This is a genomic window from Sinomonas sp. ASV322 (genome assembly GCF_030908245.1).
Lineage (GTDB): Bacteria > Actinomycetota > Actinomycetes > Actinomycetales > Micrococcaceae > Sinomonas.
The window spans coordinates 19671-38877 of record NZ_JAVFJJ010000009.1 but is presented as its reverse complement, the minus strand read 5'-3'; the positions used below and the strand labels follow the sequence as shown (position 1 = coordinate 38877).

At 62.8% G+C, this 19207-nt stretch carries 14 protein-coding genes; 11 read left to right on the top strand and 3 right to left on the bottom strand.

Annotation, left to right across the window (positions count from 1 at the left end; genetic code table 11):
* The first annotated feature begins 9 nt into the window (after nucleotides 1-9).
* The 3 genes from RBS12_RS13100 to RBS12_RS13090 all read left to right on the top strand — a co-directional run bounded on the left by RBS12_RS13100 (nucleotide 10) and on the right by RBS12_RS13090 (nucleotide 4065).
* Complete coding sequence (locus RBS12_RS13100) at nucleotides 10-756, top strand: ABC transporter ATP-binding protein (protein ID WP_307966670.1); 747 nt, start codon at nucleotides 10-12, stop codon at nucleotides 754-756.
* Between the two features lie 401 nt (nucleotides 757-1157).
* Nucleotides 1158-1901, top strand: a complete 744-nt coding sequence (locus tag RBS12_RS13095) for an ABC transporter substrate-binding protein (protein WP_307966559.1) — start codon at nucleotides 1158-1160, stop codon at nucleotides 1899-1901.
* A complete protein-coding gene (locus tag RBS12_RS13090; protein WP_307966558.1) occupies nucleotides 1894-4065 on the top strand; it encodes an acyltransferase family protein in 2172 nt (723 codons plus the stop codon). Before RBS12_RS13095 ends, RBS12_RS13090 begins: the two co-directional genes overlap by 8 nt.
* A 1105-nt stretch (nucleotides 4066-5170) precedes the next feature.
* Here the strand turns inward: RBS12_RS13090 and RBS12_RS13085 are convergent.
* The gene (locus RBS12_RS13085) at nucleotides 5171-7207 is read right to left on the bottom strand and encodes a DUF6541 family protein (protein WP_307966557.1); all 2037 of its coding nucleotides are present in this window, start codon (nucleotides 7205-7207) and stop codon (nucleotides 5171-5173) included.
* 100 nt (nucleotides 7208-7307) lie between these two features.
* On the opposite strand from RBS12_RS13085, the gene RBS12_RS13080 reads away from it, so the two are divergent.
* Genes RBS12_RS13080 through RBS12_RS13065 form a run of 4 tightly spaced genes read left to right on the top strand, consistent with a single transcriptional unit; the run spans nucleotide 7308 to nucleotide 10804 of the window.
* Nucleotides 7308-8087 carry a glycosyltransferase family 2 protein gene (locus tag RBS12_RS13080; RefSeq protein ID WP_307966556.1) on the top strand — a complete coding sequence of 260 codons (780 nt, stop codon included), beginning with the start codon at nucleotides 7308-7310 and terminating at the stop codon, nucleotides 8085-8087.
* Complete coding sequence (locus tag RBS12_RS13075) at nucleotides 8084-8518, top strand: DUF2304 domain-containing protein (RefSeq protein WP_307966555.1); 435 nt, start codon at nucleotides 8084-8086, stop codon at nucleotides 8516-8518. The genes RBS12_RS13080 and RBS12_RS13075 overlap by 4 nt, the downstream gene beginning before the upstream one ends.
* Nucleotides 8508-9404 (top strand): glycosyltransferase family 2 protein, encoded by an 897-nt coding sequence (locus RBS12_RS13070; protein ID WP_307966554.1) that lies wholly within the window; start codon nucleotides 8508-8510, stop codon nucleotides 9402-9404. Before RBS12_RS13075 ends, RBS12_RS13070 begins: the two co-directional genes overlap by 11 nt.
* An 11-nt stretch (nucleotides 9405-9415) precedes the next feature.
* On the top strand, nucleotides 9416-10804 hold the full coding sequence (locus RBS12_RS13065) for a hypothetical protein (protein WP_307966553.1): 1389 nt from the start codon (nucleotides 9416-9418) through the stop codon (nucleotides 10802-10804).
* Nucleotides 10805-10896: 92 nt separating this feature from the next.
* Here the strand turns inward: RBS12_RS13065 and RBS12_RS13060 are convergent, their stop codons facing one another.
* Together RBS12_RS13060 and rfbA are read right to left on the bottom strand one after the other, a co-directional pair.
* Complete coding sequence (locus RBS12_RS13060) at nucleotides 10897-13635, bottom strand: GH25 family lysozyme (RefSeq protein ID WP_307966552.1); 2739 nt, start codon at nucleotides 13633-13635, stop codon at nucleotides 10897-10899.
* 122 nt (nucleotides 13636-13757) lie between these two features.
* A complete protein-coding gene (gene rfbA, locus RBS12_RS13055) occupies nucleotides 13758-14621 on the bottom strand; it encodes a glucose-1-phosphate thymidylyltransferase RfbA (protein WP_307966551.1) in 864 nt (287 codons plus the stop codon).
* Between the two features lie 50 nt (nucleotides 14622-14671).
* On the opposite strand from rfbA, the gene rfbB reads away from it, so the two are divergent.
* From rfbB to RBS12_RS13035, 4 genes are read left to right on the top strand one after another with little or no spacing between them, the layout of a single operon-like run.
* A complete protein-coding gene (gene rfbB / locus RBS12_RS13050) occupies nucleotides 14672-15670 on the top strand; it encodes a dTDP-glucose 4,6-dehydratase (RefSeq protein WP_307966669.1) in 999 nt (332 codons plus the stop codon).
* Nucleotides 15667-17082 (top strand): bifunctional dTDP-4-dehydrorhamnose 3,5-epimerase family protein/NAD(P)-dependent oxidoreductase, encoded by a 1416-nt coding sequence (locus tag RBS12_RS13045; protein ID WP_307966550.1) that lies wholly within the window; start codon nucleotides 15667-15669, stop codon nucleotides 17080-17082. The genes rfbB and RBS12_RS13045 overlap by 4 nt, the downstream gene beginning before the upstream one ends.
* A 44-nt stretch (nucleotides 17083-17126) precedes the next feature.
* Nucleotides 17127-18023 (top strand): UTP--glucose-1-phosphate uridylyltransferase GalU, encoded by an 897-nt coding sequence (gene galU / locus RBS12_RS13040; RefSeq protein WP_307966549.1) that lies wholly within the window; start codon nucleotides 17127-17129, stop codon nucleotides 18021-18023.
* Nucleotides 18024-18062: 39 nt separating this feature from the next.
* Nucleotides 18063-18905 carry a CHAD domain-containing protein gene (locus RBS12_RS13035; RefSeq protein WP_307966548.1) on the top strand — a complete coding sequence of 281 codons (843 nt, stop codon included), beginning with the start codon at nucleotides 18063-18065 and terminating at the stop codon, nucleotides 18903-18905.
* The last annotated feature ends 302 nt before the right edge of the window (nucleotides 18906-19207 follow it).

The following is a 19207-nucleotide window of genomic DNA, read 5'->3' as shown; positions in this document are numbered from 1 at the left end:
GCCGTCACCATGAAGACCGCCATCACGGTCGAAGACGTCCGCAAAGAGTTTGTCCTGCGGCACACGCGCTCGCTCAAGGAAGCACTCATGTGGGTGATCCGCGGTCGGCGCGGGGATATTTCGAGGAAGTTTGACGCGCTTAAGGACATCTCGCTCCACGTAGAGGAAGGCGAGACCGTTGCGCTCCTTGGTCTCAATGGATCTGGGAAATCGACTCTGCTCAAGCTCATCTCCGGGGTCCTCCAGCCCGACGGCGGGTCAGTTCGGACTAGAGGGCGAGTGGCCGGGCTCATTGAAGTCGGGGCCGGCTTCCATCATGATCTGAGCGGCCGAGACAATGTTTATCTCAACGGCGCGATCCTCGGCATGAGTGAGCAACAGATCGACGAGATGTTCGATTCAATCGTCGAGTTCTCCGAAATTGGCGAGTTCATCGACACCGAGGTCAAGTTCTACTCGTCGGGTATGTATCTTCGGCTTGCCTTCAGTATCGCGGTTCACACCGATCCCGAAGTGTTCTTGATCGACGAAATCCTCGCGGTGGGGGATGAGCCTTTCCAGCGGAAGTGCATTGCGAAGATCAAGGAGCTCTCCGCGGCTGGCAAGACCCTCTTTGTCGTAAGTCACGACCTCGATTTGGTGTCGACGATTTGTGAACGGGGAGTCCTGCTCGAACATGGTCGAATTGTCATGGATGGCGAGGTCCACGCCGTGGTCCGCGAACTGCGCCGTCGGAGTCAGGAAGAAGCTCGATAGAGAACGCGAGCGTGTGGCTCGAGAGGCCGCAACGGTACCATGTTCGGGATCAGATGGAAGCCACACGAGAGGGAGCAATGGCGGTCGGCAGCGACAATGAACGTGAGGGTTGGACGAGGCGCGGTCTTCTTGTGGGCGCCGCTGCTCTGCCCTTCCTCCTAACCGGGTGCCTCGACAAGTCGGTGGCAGCTCGGCCAGCTGACGCGGACACCGATGCTTTCCCCCTCGATATCAAGCACGCCCTGGGGACGACGCGTATCGAGCGCGTCCCTAAGCGAATCGCAGCGCTCGGGTGGTCGTCCACAGACATCTGTACGGACTTGGCGTTGATGCCCGTTGGATACCCGCTCGCGCCGGAACGTGGAGAGGGTTTGTCCCCATGGCTCCTGAAGTCTGCGGGCGTGCTCAATGTTCCCCTGCCGCCTGGGTACCGCGAAGATACAGGCTTGCCGCTCAACGAACTGCGAAAACTCAAGCCTGATGTGATATTAGCGGCGAACGCCTCGTTCGACGCCGATGACTTCCCGACCCTCAGCCAGATCGCTCCGACCGTTGCCTGGCCCGGGCGGCCTGCTGATACGGATTGGCGAACCGCAACATCGCTCATTGCGAAGACCGTCGGGCGCCCCGGCGCGGGCGACGGCCTGGTGAAGGCGGTGGAGACGGAGATCGCAGCCGCCCTGGCCACCTATCCGGATCTGAATGGGGCAACTGTCCTTTGTCTCGCGGCCCGGTCTGCTCCTGGCGCCTCGTTCGAGGTATATGCCGAGGAATCGAATCCGATGCGCGTGCTCAAGGATTTCGGGCTCAGACCTGCTCCCGCATTGAGGACGATTGCAGCGGAAGGGCGAGCCGTGGATCCCGGAAAGGGGCCCCGTACGTTCCTGTGGGACGCATCGCGGGCGCGTCAGCTGGACGCCGACGTCATAGTGGTATCGGTTCGCCCCGAAGAGCGGCATGACATCGAGCAGAACGACGTCCTGGGTCCGATCCCTGCGCACGCCCGGGGAGCGACGACCATTGTTACAACCGACCTCGACCTGTACGCCCTGGTGGCTCCGTCGACGGCCTCGGTGCGGTGGACCCTCAAGACTCTCATGCCCGAGCTTGCCCGTTGCGCCTATCGTTCAAAAGCCAATGTCTGAACCTACGGGCCTGATCCAAGCCTACGCGGGGGGCCCGAGACACGCCTCGGCCGAGAGGCGAGCGCCCCAGGCGAAGAGGCCGCGAAAGGACATCCAGGGGCTCCGGGCCTTGGCGGTCATCTTCGTTGTTCTCAATCATCTGTGGCCAAATCGGCTGCCCGGCGGGTACGTCGGCGTTGACGTGTTCTTTGTCATCTCGGGGTATCTGATCAGCAATCATTTGCTGAATGACCTGAATCGGAGCGGATCGATCAACCTCGGCAAGTTCTACGCTCGCCGAGCCAAGCGACTCCTTCCAGCGGCGCTCCTCGTAGCAATCGTCGGGCTTGCGCTGAGCTTTGCCTTCCTTCCGTTCGATCGGTGGGTCGCCATCGGACAGGAGACGATCGGTGCAGCATTCTATGTAGAGAACTGGGTACTCGCTGCCAAGTCCGTCAACTACTCGGCGCACAGCCAGCTGGCATCGACCGTGCAGCACTACTGGTCGCTCTCGGTGGAGGAGCAGTTCTACATCCTCTGGCCGCTGCTCCTGCTCGGGCTCTTCTGGCTGGCCCGCCGCTTCATCCTTCGGTCCGATCGCATCATCGTCGTCGGCATGTCGGTATTAGCGGCCGTCTCGCTGATCTTTTGCGTGCTGTTCACCGCGGCAGAGCCGAGCCAGGCATACTTCGTGACCCCCGGGCGCGCGTGGGAGTTTGCCGCAGGTGGCGTTCTTGCCGCTCTGGAGATCACCGTGGGCGGATCTCGTGGCGTTGCAGTCCTCGGCCCGTTCCTGCGCGGCATTATGCAGTCTGCGGGCTTGCTGGCGATAGTGCTGTCAGGACTGTTCTATAACGAAAGCACCCCGTTCCCCGGCCTCTTCGCTCTGCTCCCGGTCGCGGGGACCGTACTCGTCGTTGCATCTGGGCCGGACCGGCCGTCTTGGTCCTTCGGGCGTCTCCTAGAGTGGCGGCCGGCTCAATACGTCGGAGACATTTCCTACTCGGTTTATCTGTGGCATTGGCCACTTATTATTCTGGCTCCGTCGATATTGGGTCATGAGCTGTCAGCCGTCAGCAAGATTGCTCTGGGGGTCCTCTCGATTGTTCTGGCTGCCATCACCAAGCGGTACGTGGAGGATCCCTGTAGGACCACTGCGATGGCCGCGTGGTCAGCACGGCGGGTGCTGTTTGGCACGGCTGGAGCTATGGCGGCGGTGGGACTCGTGGCCTTGTCACTTGTGGCTGGAGCGTTCTTCGCGGGGAAGGCTGAAGCGGACAAGGCGGCGGCTATGGCGTCGGATGCGTGCTTCGGAGCGGGCAGCCTTGTCAGCAGATCGGAGTGTCCGGACCCTTTCGGGCCGCCGAGGCTGGCAAATGTCGGGGAGAACGAAGCTCCTTGGTTCGACAGCCCCGAGTGCATGGGGGATCCACACCCTGTCACGGCGGACGACCAGAAGGTGCTTGTTCGGTGTGACTTCACAGGGGGACGTCCCGCGACGCGTAGAGTGTGGCTGATCGGCGACTCCCATGCCGAGCAATGGAAGGTCGGCATTCACGAACTGGCCAAAGCGCAAGGATGGCAGCTCACTGAGAGCCTCGTCGGAGGGTGTCCGCTCGTCGACGTGAAGCGAGTTGCCTTCATGGGGGCTCCGTCGACCAGTCCCTCAGTTCAGTCCAAGTGCCTCAACTGGAGTTCACAGCTCTCTCAGCGGATCCTGTCGGAGAAGCCTGACTTGATCTTCGTCTCCGGATTCGGCTCGGGCGAGAAGATCGACGACGGAAGCGGCCGTTCTCAGCAGGCCCAGTACGAAAGCGCGGTGAAGACGCGTTTCGGGTCGTGGATCGACGGTGGAGCCAAGGTTATCAGCCTGCGTGATACTCCCATGACATTGGACCACTCATCGCCGGAATGCGTAGCCTTGAACCACGACAAGCCACTCGTATGCGCGAACCAAAAGAGCGATGCACTGCCCGTCGATCCCATGACCGCGGCCGTCGCGGCCATGAATGACAAGCGGGCGCGAGTACTGGATCTGTCGGACTTCTTCTGCCCCGACAGCATGTGCTATGCGGTCATTGGCGGGGTCCACGTCTATTACGACAAGGACCATGTGACGCGGACTTATATCCGGTCGCTCACGCCTGAGCTGATCCGCCGCTACGCGGGGCTGGCCGTTCTGTAGGGCTTCGGCCTGGCAATCGAGTCTTGGTCGACGGAGGACTGAGCTTGTCGCGTTCGCGCGATCGGAGCCAGTACAGACGTCTTCTTGATCGCAGGGCTGTTCGCACCGACTCTGTCGGCCGTGGCGCCCGTGACGATCAGACCTCGGTCTTTGCACGGATGGTGTGCAGCAAGCAGGCGTTTGGTCTCTGGATCGACGGTGCCCACGAGCCCCATAGCGGGCCCATCGCGTATGACTGTGTAGCTCCCTCCGGCATGCGTGGCCCGCTGCCGGGTGGGCGTCGAGGCCTTTCGCGGGTACAGGCTCTTGGCCTCGCCGGGGCGGCCGTGAGGTCATGAGCGCGGTCAGTCACGACGAGCCAAAGAGGCTAGGCGTCGGCGTCGGTGTCTGGCCGGAATGGGCGGCGCCGTCAGCGGCCTGTGTGCCGTCGCGGGCTTCTACGGCTCCGCTATCCGACCCTTCAGCATCATGCTCGTGGGCGTGATTCCGAGCGCCGTCGGCCGGCTCGCGGCCCTGCACGGCAGGGGATGGGCGCGTGTGGTGCTCGCTGTGGGCATCGCCGTGGTCTTTGGAGCCTGCGGGCGTAACCTCCGGGAATCATATTGCGTCGTGGAACGAGCAGCGGTTCAGGGAGTAGGTGTGTGCCTGGCAGAACGAACCAGCCATAGCTGTGGGGGCGCGTCGGTGGACGAGTAGGCTTTGAGATCTTTTCTCACGCTCGCCACCTGGAAGACCCCAAGGTGCTCCACGCTAGGTTCGAAGGGTCCAATCTGACCACGTTCTGCGGCTCGACGAGCCCGGCTCGGCCTGTCCTCGCAACCGCGAGCGACTCGAACTTCGCCGAGGGGAGGTCGGCGCCGATCGATGATCCGTTTCGGTTCGGCCGGGTCGCCGTCCTGGCGTGGATGAATCAACGACCGAATCAAGCACCTCCGGGGCCCCGCCCTCGGCTACCGCACCAACTACATCGCGCGCCGCTCGCCCGAAGCTGACAGATTCGGAAACTACCCGGACCCCGAAATGCGATGAGTCCCTTGGGGTTCCAAGCTGCTAGCTCAGTGCGAGAGTTCTATCGGAGCGGGACCTTCGCTGTGCTCTGCCCCTCTCAGCCGCAGGCCGTAATTCGGAAGAGGCGTGCTTTTCCGGCCTGTGCCACGACCTTGACCCCTGGGGCAAGATTCGTCGTGAGGTCGTTGATGCCAAGGTTTGGGTCGTCGGTGGGGATCACGGTATCGGTTCCGAAGTCGAGGGCCCAGTAGGCACGTAATTGCCGGATAGCGGGGCAGACCGAAGTGTTGTAGGCGGCTTCGTCCCAGTGGTTTAGGACGGTCTGCTCGGTCGCACTACGCTCGCCGAAGATGTGCGGGGCAACAGTGTGGACGTTCTCGAGGGCATAGATCAGCGAGCCTCCCATGTAGGGATTGGCCACCACGGTGTCGCCCGCCGGAATGATTTCTTTGGCCTTCTGCATCAGGGTGAGCTTGTCGCTTGTCACGAGGGCCGAATGATCCGTGAGGGCAAAGACCTCATTGAGCCTGTTCTGGACGTTCGACAGCGTGCCACCTTGCGAGGCGAGGGCCATGACGACGACGACGGCCCAGACGACGGCCGAAGGCGCTAAGAGTTGTCCTGCGCGGGCCAGAAGAGGTGACTTTGACGTGAACGCGGCATCGCGCGCCCTGGAAGTGATGTACCTGACTCGCCAGACCACCCATTCGGCTCCCATCACGGCGACCGGGAGCGAGACGACAGGCAGCAATGCCGCGAGGCGGAAGCTGTCGTTGTACCAGACGCCTACGAGGAAGGTCCGGAATCCGCCCTGGCTCCAGCTGGATGCGACGAGATAGAGGGCGGCGCCAACGAGGTACATGCCCAGGATCCACCACAAGCGCTTGATGTGTCGCGCAAGGACGTAAAGGCCCAGGACGGTGCATGGTGTCATGATCCATGTGACCGTCGTCCCCATGGGCGCGTTCGACACGATCTCTCCGATGGCGCGAGCGTTGGTCTGGAACGGGGCCCAAGGCGCCGAACTGAGGCTGGGCCGAAGGTTGAGCCACACCACGAGGAGCGCCGCAAGATACACGACAGTTCCGCCGATCCACAGAAGCGCGTGCTTCGGGGTACTCCGCGTTCGACGCATTCGTGCAATCTCCGACGCACACCGGAAGAACAGAGCAGGCGTCGCAAACGCAAGAAGTGCGATCGTGCTGCTGGGATGAGCGAGCGACAGCCCAGGCAGGCAGCATAGGAAGACGGTCAATGCGGCCCAAGGCTGCGGCGCTTTGGGCTGCGCAACACCGATCGCCTCGACCGCGAGCCCGAGCACGGCGGGGAGCAGCGCAATGGCCAAATGGTTCGGGTAGAGCACTCCGAAGGCGACCATGAGGTAGGGGAACGCGCTGAACGCCGAGGCAAAGGCACCGGTGATCAGCATCGGCACAGCCCGGAACCCGACTACACGTGCCACGAGGAACAGGCACGAAAGGGGCCAGATTATGGCGCCGATTGTGATTGTCCCGACGTTGACGGCGACGGGGACCGATCCGCCTGCAAGGCTTACGACGAGCGCCATCATGTCGTGCATTGCGGCAGGGTAGAACCCCTTTGAGGCATCGGTGAGGTTCCCGAGCGTAAGGGATGACCCGTTCTGTGTGTCGACAATTCGACGGACCGCATTCAGATGGTAGACATTGTCGAAAGTCTGGGAGAACAAACTGGGGTCGCTAAAAGCGGTGATGTAGCGATATGCAATGATGCCGCCGGCTACGACGAGCGCCGCGGGCAGCGCGATGCGTGCCGTGAACCGTGCGAGGTCGCTCGTGCCTAGTCGCCCGCTCGCAGCAAGGAGCGGCAGCGGCGCCGACCACGATGCTCCTGATCGCCGAGCAACGAAAAGTCGCACGGCGGCGACGAGGACTACAAGGATGGCACCGGCCGAAAGATACGCAATTGGCTGGAACGGAAGCCCGATCCACGGCGCCACAACGGCCAAGCAGCTGGCCAGAGTGTATGAGAGCGGTGCCGCCAGAGCGGCGAGGCTGAGCCCACGAACTCCCGCGACCGCCAACGCTGCAGCCCCCGGGCCGAACGTAAGCAAGAGGGTCGCGGCGAAGTAGGGGATCGTCTGCCACCAGCTCATCAATCAACGCTCCTCGATCAAGTCAACGTCCTAAGTATGCCTTGTTCAGATTGCACCTCCTTGCGTGGCGTCCCTGGCGGGCTTGGTATAGTGGCGAATCATGGGAACACCGAGGCGAGCTGGCGCTCTCATCATCATGCCCGCCTGGAATGAGGCCGAAGCAATCGGCGACACCATTCGCCAAGTGAATGCGGTGGTGCCGGAGCACGACATACTGGTCGTGGACGACGGGTCGCGCGACGAGACAGCCCGCATCGCGGCCGACGCGGGTGCCGCCGTCCTGCGGCTTCCCTTCAACCTCGGTGTTGGCGGGGCGATGCGTGCCGGATTCAAGTACGCGCTGCGCAATGGCTACTCGCGGGTCATACAGGTCGATGCCGACGGGCAGCATGATCCGCATGACATCGACCGGGTGCTCGCGGGTCTTGCTGAAGCCGATATCTCGATTGGCGCCCGATTCGCAGGCCGTGGCACTTACGACGCCAAGGGACCGCGCCGCTGGGCTATGGTCGCGCTCGCCAAGGTGATCTCCGCCGTCGCACGCTCGAAGCTGACCGACGTCACCTCGGGCTTCCGCGCAGCTAATCAGCGGGCCTTGTACCAGTACATGGATCATTTTCCAGCCGAGTACCTAGGCGACACCATCGACTCCCTCGTGGTGGCGATCAAGTCGGGATGCCGGGTCGTCCAGGTCCCAGTGGAAATGAAGGCGCGCCAAGCGGGGACTCCGAGTCACAGCCCTTGGAAAGCGACGGTTTACTTGGCCCGCTCGGGCCTCGTCCTGTGCTTTGCGCTTGCGCGGCCTCGGTCAAAACCACAATCTGCGGCGTCGCTCCCGAAATCTGGCGACATCGCAGGCGAGAGGGGGGCCACCCTATGAGCAGCGTCGCGTTCTCGCTCGTCATATCGGTTGTCATGGTCGTCGTCGTTCTGTTGATGCTCAGGTCGGGCAAGCTTCGCGAGAAGTATGCGATCCTGTGGCTCGTCGTCGGCGGTCTCACGATCGTCCTCGGGCTTTTCCCGGGGCTCCTCGACTTGGCGGCCTCGCTTGCGGGCATCAAGGTGCCGGCAAACCTCCTCTTCGCACTGTCAATCGTCCTCCTCGTGGGGGTGGGGCTTCATGTTTCCCGCGAACTCACGGTGCTCGAGGAAGAGAGCCGTACCCTCGCGGAAGAAGTGGCCATTTTGCGGCAATCGGTTGAGTCCCTGAGGAACAGCGTCGCTATGGCGCCGAGCGCATCGCACGATGCCAACCGTCCTGTCCACCCTGCACCCCAGACGATCCCAAAAGAGGTTGACCGTGACCATTGACGTGATGTTCCCCTACTACGGGGATGTGGCCATGATGAAGGCCGCTGTGGCCTCGGTGCTCGCTCAGGAGGACAAGGATTTCCGCCTGACGATCGTCGACGACGGCTACCCTGACGATTCACTCCCCGCGTATTTCCAAGGGCTCATCGACGCCGACGACCGCGTCCGATACTTTCGCAACGAGACTAATCTCGGTGCGAACGGCAACTACAAGAAGTGTCTTTCGCTTGTCGAACATGATGTCGTCGTGGTCATGGGCGCCGACGACATTATGCTGCCGAACTACATCGGCACGATCCGCAGCGCATTCCAGAACCCTGAGGTTCGGATCGTACAGCCCGGCGTCGAGGTGATCGATGAGAACGGCAACGTGTACGAGCCGCTCGGCGACCGTGTAAAGACCTTCCTGCGCCGCCTTGCAGTAGGCGGTTCATCGGAGGCGATTATTCAGGGTGAGCCTATTGCCGAGAGCCTCATCACGGGGGACTGGCTCTACTTTCCGTCGGTTGCGTGGCGCGCACAGGCGATCCTCAAGCACGACTTCCGCGAGCAGTACAACGTTGTGCAGGATCTGGCGCTTGCAATGGACATCATCATGGACGGCGGCAAGATGCTCGTCTCGGACACTGTGTGCTTCCAGTACCGTCGTCACCGGGAGTCGGACTCTTCGGTGCGAGCCCTCGACGGCCGTCGTTTCGCGGAGGAACGGGCATTCTTTGATGAGTGCGCCGTCGATTTCGCGCGTCTTGGCTGGACCAAGGCGGCCCGGGCCGCCCGCCTTCACCTCACCTCGCGTCTCAATGCCGCCTCTCTGACCCCGAAGGTCGTCCAGAAGCGCATGTGGCCCGGTCTCAAGAAGCTCACGGTTCACGCTTTGCGGCCATAGGCAGTGCAGGAGTGACTGATACCCGGACGCTCGACACCGGCAGCAGGAACGCCGTTCTTTATTTGATTGGATCGCTGCTCCAAGGTCTGGGGCTACTTGTCATCCAGCCCTTTGCTATTCGGATCTTGCCGGCTGCTCAATGGGGCCTCGTGTCGACCTCTGTCGTCACAATTCAGGTTGTCGTTGTCCTTCTGTCCTCGGGCCTGCCTCTTGAGATCACTCGGCTTTGGTTCGAGCCAGCTGGGGGCAGGATCCGGTCTCGGTCGCTCCACACTATTCTCTCGTGTGCCACGCTGCTCATCGGAATTGTAGGCGCTGCAATTCTCTGGGCCGCTAGCGGTGCCTCGAGCGATGCGCTTCCGCTGATCTTTGCACTGATCTGCATTGGCCTCACCGGTTCGGTTCTCGGCGCTCAAGCGGTCCTTCGGGCCCAAGGGCGACCCACCGCTTTCGTTGGCCTGAGTATTGGGTCGTCGGTCGTCGCGAACTTCGCGGGATTTCTCGCCATCGTGTGGTGGGGCGCAAGCGCGAGCGTCTATCTGGGTGCCTACACGGTTGCGGTGGCGCTGACGGCCATATGGTCGCAATCGCTCGTTCGTCCGGTGCCATTCGGATCAGCACTTGGAATAGGCCGCCACGCGGCTCACATCGCCCTGCCCCTCATCCCGCACACCGGTGCTCTCATGCTGCTCACGCAGGGCGCCGTGTGGCTCCTGGCCTTGTCGGCGTCGGTTTCGGATGCCGGGCAATACGGCGCTGTTCTGATCTTTGCCCTCGGTCCCATCACTGTCCTCAACGCCCTCAACAACGCCTGGACGACCGACATGATGGGTGCGTCTCATGCAAACAGAGATGCCACCATGCGCCGAATCACGCGGAGTGCTGTGGCGATTGGGTTTTTGGTCGGCGTGCTTGCCTCGAGCGCGGGTTCGGTTGGGAGCATCGTCTTGTCGACGGCCCCGGATATTCTCGGGCCGATCGCAAGAACGCTGCCTCTCCTGTCGGTAGGGTACGCGCTGTTCTTGGTAGGTTCGAACGAGCTCTATGTCGTCGCCAAGACGCGAGTCCTTGGACTGATCTCGCCGCTCACGCTGTTGTTGGCGTTTGTTTCGGCTCTGCCATTCGCGTTGTCGCACCGCCTCGAGGGAGTAGCGGTGGTTCACGCCCTCGGATTCGTTGTTCTGGGACTTGTGACCGCCGGCGTCGCATTCCGGCGGAAGGCATTTTCACTCGTTGTCCTCGCATGCACCCTGTCCGTGGTTCACGCGGGCGTGATCTCGTTGCTGGGCCTCGCGCCAATCAATATTCTGAGCGCCGCCGCGCAGTTCGTCGGCGGCCTCGTCCTCGTCGGCCTCGCAGCCGGATATCTCATGCGTAAGAGGACCTCCGTAAGTTCCTGACTGCTTGAGGCAGGGCTCTGTCTATGCTTGAGGCGTCCGCTTGAGGGGAGACCGGAGCACGCGTGGAGCACACGGCGACTCCCGTCAGTTCCTCAGTAGATCCCGTTTACGCTGTCCCAAGAAATCGTGCCCCTTTGGAATGCCTGCGAGCAGTTGGTTTTCGCGCCGTTGCATACCTGCCCGCCCATCGGGTAACCGTATCGACCGGTTTCGTAACCGGTTGAGGCCCAGTAGTTGCGGATGGGTCCGTTGGGGGAGACCTGTGCTCCGGTCGCTTGTGACCAGATGATGGCGCCGTTCTGGTAGTTCTGATACGTCCCGCCGTTGATGAGGCCACCAACGATTCCGGTCGTGGGGTATCCGAGAGGACCCGCATCGAAGCCGGTCTGGGCCCAAGCGGTGCGAATAGGCCCGTTAGGGGAAAGCTGTGCGCCGGTGGCCTGAGACCAGACGATGGCACCGTTCTGGAATCCTTGGTAGCAGCCCCCGTTGGTGAGTGTGCAGGTGACGCCCGACGTCGGGTATCCCATGACGCCGGTCTCGTATCCGGTCTGGGCCCAGGCCGTGCGGAGGGGTCCGTTGGGGGAGACCTGCGCGCCGGTCGCTTGCGACCAGATGATGGCGCCGTTCTGGTAGTTCTGGTATGTGCCCCCGTTGATGAGGCCGGTCACGATACCCGTCGTCGGGTAGGCGAGGGGGCCGGTTTCATAGCCAGACTGAGCCCAAGCAGTTCGGATGGGCCCGTTGAGGGAGAGCTCGGCGCCGGTGCTCTGGGTCCAGACAATGGCACCGTTCTGGAAGTTCTGGTAGCAGCCGCCATTGCTGAGACCGCACACGACCCCGGCCGTGGGGTAGCCAAGAGGCCCCGAGTCAAAGCCGGTTTGGGCCCACAACGTCCGGATGGGGCCGTTGGGAGAGGCCTGGGCCCCGGTGGCTTGGGACCAGACGATCGCGCCGTTCTGGAAGCCTTGATAGCAGCCGGCGTTCGTGAGAGTGCAGACAACGCCCGAGGTCGGGTAGCCGAGGGGACCAGATTCGTAGCCCGTCTGCCCCCAGGCCGTGCGGATGGGGCCGTTGGGGGATGGCTGGGCTCCGGTCGCCTGGGACCAGATGATGGCCCCGCTCTGGAAGCCTTGGTAGCAGCCGCCGTTCGCGAGGGTGCAGACAACCCCTGAGGTTGGGTAGCCAAATGAGCCGGCCTCGTAGCCGGTTGAGCCCCAGTAGGTGCGGATGGGGCCGTTGGGCGAGGGCTGGGCTCCGGTGGCTTGCGACCAGATGATCGCGCCGCCTTGGTAGTTCTGGTATGTGCCCCCGTTGAGGAGGCCGGTCACGATTCCCGTGGTGGGGTAGCCGAGAGGACCGGAATCATATCCAGTCTGGCCCCAAACGGTGCGGATGGGGCCGTTGGCGGATGGCTGGGCGCCTGTGGCCTGCGACCAGATGATCGCGCCGTTCTGGAAGCCTTGGTAGCACCCGCCGTTGGTCAGCGTGCACACAATGCCTGAGGTGGGATAGCCAAACTGCCCGGAATCGTACCCGCTCTGTCCCCAGGCGGTCCGGATGGGGCCGTTGGGAGATGGTTGGGCGCCGGTGGCCCGGGACCAGATGATCGCGCCATTCGCGAAGCCTTGGTAACAGCCTCCGTTGGACAGCGTGCACAGGATTCCCGACGTTTGGGTGCCGAGATTCGCGCTGCCGGCGGCTACTCCGATTGAGGCGCTGGGATCAGTGTCCCCGTATGTTGCGAAACGCTGGAGCGAGGAATAATCACCATTCCAGACGTTCGAGTCACCGGGGAACGGTCCCGTCGAGCTGTATTGCCAGACGCTGAACTGAGTCCAGCTCGCCGGAAGAGTGCTCGGGCCGGACTGGTTGTAAGCCGCGATCCAGAGAGGATTTGCGGAGAACGCGCTCGAGTTTCCGGTGCACCGTGTCCACCAGTCAGTCGTCGAGTAGATAGCCGGGCGCCGGCCTGTCAGCGACAGCATCGTGTTGCTGAAGTCGCTGATCCACGCGGCCATCTGGGAAGCGTTCATGCTGTAGCACGTGTCGCCCATATTGACGCCGTTGATGATCTTGCCGGCGTACGGGTTGTACTCGATATCGAGGACCGGTGGCAACGTGATTCCGTCAGGGGACCAGCCTCCGCCGTTCTGGACGAAGTAGTTCGCCTGGTCTGCGCCCGACGACCAATTCGGGATTGCGAAGTGATAGGCGCCGCGAATCATGCCTGCGTTCTGCGAATTTCCATACTGCTGCGAGAACGCCTGATTTGTGTAGTAGTTGCCTTCGCTGGCCTTGATGTAGGCGAACCGAACGCCCTGACTGGCAAGGCTGGACCAATTCGTGGTGTCGGTCCAGGTGCTGCCCGATTGCGATGCTTGGTATGCGCTGACGTCGATTCCGCTGACGCCCCAGGACGGCTGCCACGTACTGGCGAGGGGGACGCGCACTGCCATGGTTCGGCCGGGGCCGCCTGTTGGCTCGTGGGTATCCGGATTAGCCTGGCCCATTTTGGCCCCGCGCCCGACGGACTGCCGCATGAGGTCGCGCAGACGAGCATCGTCCCCGGGCTTGGGCGACATGCCATTCCTGCCTACCGACGGAGACGCCGAGGGCATGGGAGAGGGTGTCGTCTTCTGGGGCGAGGCGCTGCTGGGCGGCAAAGGCGTTGGCTGCCCTGACACCGTCGTTGCGGACGGCGAAGGGCTGGTGGGCGAAGCGTCGGATGCGGACGTGCCGACGGCAAACGACGTTGCAGTCAGCGCGACAATGGCGGACAGTACGCCGATGCCGCGCCCTGCCTTGCTGGCGAGTTTGTGGAACACCATGAAATCTCCAGGGGATGGGCCGGCCTGCATTGGGGCACAGGCTGCCACCCCAACATAGCACAGATGTGACTGGTGATGTTGGAGATTCTGATGTGGTTTGAGGTATTTCGGTTACGAAAGTGTCACGATGGGAGCAGGTGGAGGAGATACTCTCCGTAACCGCTCTTTTCGTACTTTTCCGCGAGCCTCCTGAGGCCATTGTCGTCGAGGAATCCCTGCCGCCAGGCGATCTCTTCAGGGGCGCCGATCTTGAGCCCTTGGCGGCCCTCTACCGTTCGTATGAAGTTCGAGGCGTCATTCAGGTCGCTGAACGTTCCGGTGTCAAGCCATGCGGTTCCGCGTGGAAGCACGTTGACTTGAAGTTTGTTGGCCTCCAGGTAAGTTCGGTTGACGTCGGTTATCTCAAGTTCTCCGCGTGCCGATGGCTTGAGCCCCTTCGCAATTTCAATGACGTCGTTGTCGTAGAAATACAGTCCGGGGACGGCGTAATTGCTCTTTGGCTCCTTCGGTTTTTCTTCGAGGGACACCGCCCGCCCGCGCTCGTCAAATTCGACCACGCCATAGGAGCGTGGATCCTTGACCCAATAGCCGAAGATCAATGCGCCGTCAATTGAATGGTTTTTGCGGAGCTGTCGGCCGAGCCCGGGTCCATAAAAGATGTTGTCCCCCAGGACAAGGGCGACGGTGTCGGTGCCGATGTGGTCCTCGCCCAAGAGGAAGGCCTGTGCGAGGCCGTCGGGCGACGGCTGTTCGGCATACCGGATAGATATGCCGAACTGGCTGCCGTCGCCGAGCAGTTGATGGAAATGGGACGCATCGTTGGGTGTGGTGATGACGAGAATGTCGCGGATCCCCGCGAGCAGCAGCGTCGAGAGCGGGTAGTAGATCATGGGCTTGTCGTACACGGGGACAAGCTGTTTGCTCACGCCGAGCGTGATCGGGTGCAGGCGGGATCCGGTTCCCCCGGCCAAGATGATGCCCTTCATGCCCTCATCTTTCAGGGTTTCGCACACGGTTGACAAGCCGATAGATTCGCATCATGCGACTCCTCGTCACCGGCGGAGCCGGTTTCATCGGTTCGAACTTCGTTCGATACGTGTTGCGGCATTCAGATCACCACGTCGTCGTGCTTGACAAGTTGACATATGCGGCAAACCTTGAGTCACTCAAGGGGATTTCTCGTGAGCGCTTCCGCTTTGTCAAAGGCGACATCGTCGACCCCGCAGTAGTCGACGACCTCGTCGGCTCGGCAGACGCCGTCGTCCATTACGCCGCTGAAAGCCACAACGACAACTCACTCCGCGACCCTCGGCCGTTCCTCGACACGAACATCATCGGCACGTACACGCTCATTGAATCCGCGCGCAAGCATGGCGTCCGCTTCCACCACATCTCGACCGACGAAGTCTACGGTGACCTCGAGCTCGACGATCCCGCCCGCTTCACGGAGCAGACGCCGTACAGCCCCTCAAGCCCGTACTCGTCGACCAAGGCTGGCTCGGACCTCCTCGTCCGAGCGTGGGTTCGCTCATTCGGGCTCCAAGCCACCATCAGCAACTGCTCGAACAACTACGGCCCCTACCAGCACGTCGAGAAGTTCATCCCGCGCCAGATCACAAACGTCATCGACGGCGTACGCCCCAAGCTGTACGGCAAGGGAGAGAACGTGCGCGACTGGATCCACGCCGACGACCATTCTTCGGCAGTTCTCACGATCCTCGAAAAGGGCCGCATCGGCGAGACCTACCTCATCGGCGCCGACGGCGAGAAGGACAACAAGTCGGTCGTCGAGCTCATCCTCAAGACGATGGGCCTGGCCCCCGACGCCTACGACCACGTGGTGGACCGCCCAGGCCACGACATGCGCTACGCGATCGACTCGACAAAGCTCCGCACGGAGCTCGGCTGGAAGCCGCAGTTCCAGGACTTCGAGGCCGGCCTCGAGGCGACGATCCAGTGGTACCGCGACAACGAGGCGTGGTGGCGGCCGCAGAAGGCCGCGACCGAGGCGAAGTACAAGGAGCAGGGCCAGTGAGCGGGATCGAATTCTCCAAGCCCCTCGCCGCGCACGAGACGCCGATCCCCGGCGTCGTCCTCTACGACCTGCCCGTCCATGGCGACAACCGAGGCTGGTTCAAGGAGAACTGGCAGCGCGAGAAGATGCTGGCGCTGGGCCTTCCGGACTTCGGCCCGGTCCAGAACAACATCTCGTTCAACGAGAAGGCGGGCACAACGCGCGGCATCCACGCCGAGCCCTGGGACAAGTACGTGTCCATCGCGACCGGCCGGATCTTCGGCGCGTGGGTCGACCTGCGCGAAGGCCCTACGTTCGGCGCCGTGTTCACCGCGGAACTCGATCCGTCGAAGGCCATCTTCATCCCGCGGGGCGTGGGCAACGCGTTCCAGACGCTCGAGGACGGCACGGCGTACGCCTATCTCGTCAACGACCACTGGTCGGCCAACGCCCAGAGCCAATACACCTTCCTCAACCTCGCGGACGAGTCGTCGGCGATCGCGTGGCCGATCCCGCTCGAGCAGGCCGAGCTGTCCGACAAGGACCGCGCCCACCCTCGCCTCGCCGACGTCGTCCCGATGGCCCCGCGCAAGACGCTCGTGCTCGGCGCCGACGGGCAGCTTGGCCGGGCACTGCGCAAGGCGTACGACGGCGACGCGAGCGTCGAGTACGCAGCCCGCGCCGAGTTCGACCTCACCGACGCGGCGTCGTTCGAGAACCGAAACTGGAAGAACTACTCGACAATCATCAACGCGGCGGCCTACACGGCCGTCGACAAGGCCGAGACGCCCGAGGGCCGGCGCGCGGCCTGGGCCGTCAACGTGACAGCCGTGGCCCGCTTGGCCCGCATTGCGACTGAGTACGGAATGACCCTGGTCAACGTCTCGAGCGACTACGTCTTCGACGGAACGGTCGAGGTCCATTCGGAGGACGAGCCGCTATCCCCGCTCGGCGTTTACGGCCAGACGAAGGCCGCAGGCGACGCGGTTGTGTCGGTGGTGCCCCGCCACTACGTCGTGCGCACGTCGTGGGTCGTCGGCGATGGCAACAATTTCGTCCGGACGATCGCGGCGTTGGCGGAGAGGGGAGTCAGCCCGTCAGTCGTTGACGACCAGATCGGGCGTCTGTCCTTTGCGGGCGACATTGCGGCGGGCATCAAGCACCTTCTGGACACGAATGCGCCGTTCGGCGTGTACAACCTCAGCGGTTCGGGGGAACGATCGAGCTGGGCGGATGTCGCCCGCGAGGTATTCGCCGTGATGGGCCGGCACCCCGCCGATGTCGTGCCTGTGACGAGTGCTGCATATTTCGCGGACAAGCCGGACGCGGCTCCGCGTCCGGCCCGCTCGGTCCTCGATTTGCGGAGGATCGAGGCAGCCGGGTTCGTCCCAGGACGTTGGGAGGACAGGCTCCGCGCGTTTGTCAACCCTTGAACCGAGTTGGACGAGTCTGGCGTCCCCTCCCGTAAGCTACCGGCATGCCTCAGACTTCACGGATCACCAAGGCGGTCATCCCCGCCGCAGGCCTCGGCACGCGCTTCCTTCCGGCGACAAAGGCGATGCCGAAGGAAATGCTGCCCGTCGTCGACGAGCCAGCGATCCAATATGTGGTGGCCGAGGCCGCTAAGGCCGGGCTCGACAACGTGCTGATGATTACGGGGCGTAGCAAGAGGGCGCTTGAAGACCATTTCGACCGCGTCCCAACTCTCGAGACGATTCTCGAAAAGAAGGGGGACACGGCCCGGCTGGCAGCGGTTCAGGAAGCAAGCAATCTCGGCGACATCCATTACGTCCGCCAGGGAGATCCCTTGGGCCTCGGACATGCTGTTCTCTGTGCGAAGCGGCACGTCGGCAGCGAACCGTTTGCTGTGCTTCTGGGCGACGATCTCATCGATGCACGCGATGAACTCCTCAGCGAGATGATCCGGGTTCAGCAGGCGACCGGCGGTTCGGTGATTGCTCTCATGGAGGTCGAACCAGAGAAGATCTCGGCTTACGGCTGCGCCGACGTGACCCCGGTCGACGGCGAGGATTTCGTGAGGGTCAATGGTCTGGTTGAAAAGCCCGCGGTGGAGGACGCTCCTTCGAACCTTGCTGTCATCGGCCGGTACGTGCTGCATCAGGCCGTCTTCGACGTGCTCGAGGAGACCGCGCCCGGTCGGGGCGGCGAAATTCAGCTCACCGATGCGCTGCAGACCCTCTCAGCGCGTGACGGCGACGGTGGGGGTGTTTATGCCGTGATCTTCCGTGGCCGCCGCTACGACACCGGGGACAAGCTCAGCTACCTCAAGGCAGTCGTGACCTTGGCCGTCGAACGCGAAGATCTCGGGCCCGAGCTGCGGCCTTGGCTGAAGGAGTTTGCCGCCACGCTCTGACGCATTGCCGCGGCGACTCGAGCCGACGAGACTAGTGGTATGGAACCGGCTTCCACCGCCGCTGAAGCGATTCGCGAGTACGTCGATCGCTATTTGGACAAGCTCCTCGAGCTGATCCCCGCCGCGGCACAAGGCGACGTCGATGCGGTTCACGACGCGCGAGCGGCGCTTCGGCGGGTGATTTCCGTGCACCGAGGATACGGCGGCGAACTCTTCGAGGTGCCGAGAAAGAATCTCAAGGTGGCGAGCGCCGTCGTCGGCCATCTTGGATCTGTCCGGGATCCTCAGGTTGCGCTGCAAAGGCTGTCCGAGCCTCCCCTGCCGCAGGACGTCGCGAGCCTCCCTGCCTTGCAGCAGGCTCTAGTTGACCGGGCCAGCGTCGGGCTCAACCGGCTGCGTCCGAAGCAGCTTCGGCGTCGCTCGCGTGATGCTGCCAAGGGACTACGGGTCGAATCGTCGGATTTCGGCAACGATTCGGTTGTGGAACTCCTCCGGCGCCAGTGGGATCTCTGCGAGCAACTCAGGACGGACGCCGAGGCCTTCTCGCCCGGGGCCGCGAGATGGACACATCTTCACCTCGAGCGCAAGGCTCTCAAGAGGCTCCGCTATATGGCGGAGGCCCTTGAATCTTGGGCGGAAGACAGCGCGAGCCAACTCGCCGACGCGGCGCGACAGCGCCAAGACGCCCTTGGGGCGCTCAATGACTGCTGGCAGCTTGAGCTCTGGCTCATCGATTCGATTCGGCTTCGGGGTGTCACGGAGGACGACGTCGTCCGTCTGCTGGGTGCCGAGGACGGTGCGCTCCGTGGGTGCGACGAAGATTATCGGGAACTGGCATCTGCGCCTCTTCCGTCGTGGGACTATGCAGGTCAGGCAAGCTGAGAAAATTGAGCCCGGCACACACGTCATGCACTTTTCATCGGGGAGGACAGCCGTTTGATCGCGTGCGAAGGCGAGAATCGCAGGCTTGTTGCTGAACCTGTCTTGTGGTTGAGAGGACCCTTAAGGCGGCTATGCCTTTACGCCCCGCATGCCTGATTCCGATTCGATTAGCACCTGTCCGTCGCGTTGCGTCGGGGGGGGTAGGCTCGCACCTGACGCTCGGTGAGCAGGCGTCAAGGAACTTGGTCGTTGACCAGTAGGACGTCGGGGGGTGGCTCGTGGGCAAGGCGAATCCTCAAGCA